The 1,756-nt window shown below is 38.8% G+C and carries 2 protein-coding genes; one reads left to right on the top strand and one right to left on the bottom strand.

Features of this window, described 5'->3' with window-relative positions; all coding sequences use genetic code 11:
- Positions 1 to 14 precede the first annotated feature (14 nt).
- Positions 15 to 536, top strand: coding sequence for a glycosyltransferase (locus tag Q0192_RS10670; RefSeq protein ID WP_299289470.1), 522 nt, complete (start codon positions 15 to 17; stop codon positions 534 to 536).
- Between the two features lie 110 nt (positions 537 to 646).
- Here Q0192_RS10670 and Q0192_RS10665 read toward each other — a convergent pair whose 3' ends face one another.
- Positions 647 to 1,063, bottom strand: coding sequence for a BLUF domain-containing protein (locus Q0192_RS10665; protein ID WP_299289469.1), 417 nt, complete (start codon positions 1,061 to 1,063; stop codon positions 647 to 649).
- Between the last annotated feature and the right edge of the window lie 693 nt (positions 1,064 to 1,756).

The raw sequence follows: 1,756 nt of genomic DNA, 5'->3' as shown, positions 1-1,756 counted from the left end.
ATAAAAAAGTAGTTTTGGGCGTTGGCCAGTTGCAAAGCCGCAAAGGCGTAGAAGATTTTTTGGACATTGCCGAAGCCTTGCCTGAAGCAACTTTTGTTTGGGTTGGCGGCCGGCCGTTTGGCAAACTGACGGAAGGCATCAAACGGATAAACACACGCATAAAAGAAGCATCGCCGCACATACATTTTACCGGGATGCTTGATTTAAAATACATGCCTTCTGTTTATGCCGCTGCGGATTTGCTGTTGTTTACTTCTTACCAGGAAAATTGTCCGCTTGCACCGATTGAAGCTGCCGCTTGTGGGATGCCGGTGGTTTACCGCGATATCCGGGAATACGAATTGCTGTACGAACAGCCTTACCTCAAGGCAAAAAACACACCGGAATTTATAGAATTAACCAAACAGCTTTTGAATGAGCCCGAATTTTATCAACAAGGTTTGGCCATTTCTTCTGAGTTGATCAAACAGTTTGACCAGGAAAAAATCAGGCAGCAGCTGATAAATTTGTACCGGGAAGTAGCCGCAGGAAAATGATTTTAAGGTTGGAAGAATTTGTAGTTGAAGTATTGTAAATCCCAATCAACACATGCTTATTTTATCTGAAAAAAACACCGATAAAAGAAGCATTTAAAGATATTCAGCAATCAATAAGGGTCATAAAAAGGCAGGTCATCGGTCAGGACCGAGTACATCTTTAAAGCGCAGGAAGGCTCAGTCCTGCTCGGGTCGCTCATGTTTCTGTAGCCGTCCAATCCGGCCAATGCTTTGTAAGTGCCATGTTTAAAACACATTTTCCAATCCTTGCAAAAACGGTTTTCCATATAGCCTTCCTTTATTTTCAGCACATCTTTGTGCCGCTCGTCTTTACAAATGGTTTCGTAAAGCTCCCTGGTTTCTTTTTCTTCCCCTTCTAACAATTGCATAAATTTCCCGTCGAAAAACAGGAGCAGGCCCGTAATGGAAAGTGCTTTGTTTTTTTCTATAGATTTAACCATCAATTGTTCGATTTCTTCATCGCTAAACTTGATGGCGGCAGTACTGGTATAAACAAGAAAATACATATGCTAAAGTATGCAAAAAAACTTGTACGGAAATTATTTCTTGATTTTTATATCGTCTCAACCACAAAAAAGACTTCTTTCTGATGTACAGGTATTTATTTTTATTTGATAAAAGAAAACTCTTTAAGTTTTGGTCTGGCTGCTTTTCATGCTTCTTTTACCGCATTAAAATTAGTGAGCAGATAAAAAAATTATGGTTGCCCGGACTGTTTAAATTTATACCGTAAAAATTTACAACACTTCTTTTATGCCCATAAATTTTGTTTTTGATTGTGTGCAGGTACAAGCACTACAAAACGACACTGATTTTTATGTGATAAAATAAGCATCGAATTAGTTGGACAAAATTTACCGAAATATTAATTAAAAACCCGAGTTTAGGCATTTAATTAAAATATCTGCCACAAAAAAAAGCTAAGCTTAGGCTTACCTAAACCTCACCCGCAAAATTAATATGTCCGGCCCTAAAAATCTTTTCTTCAATCATGCTACTACCATCCAAGTTACTTTATTTGCCGTATTGCTAACTTCTATTTGGGTTGCCGAAGTGGTGTTTTGTGTGGATAAACTGGCAGTAAAATGGAAACATTCGGCCACTAACTTTTTGTTTATGTTTAGTGTGCTCCCGGTCCAGCTTCTATTAACCTTTTTTGTGGTTGCTATTTCTAATTGGGCTGGGCTTCACCATTGGGG

Source organism: uncultured Mucilaginibacter sp. (genome assembly GCF_937859865.1).
Lineage (GTDB): Bacteria > Bacteroidota > Bacteroidia > Sphingobacteriales > Sphingobacteriaceae > Mucilaginibacter_A.
The sequence above is the reverse complement of the archived record's forward strand: the minus strand, read 5'-3'. Positions and strand labels throughout refer to the sequence as shown.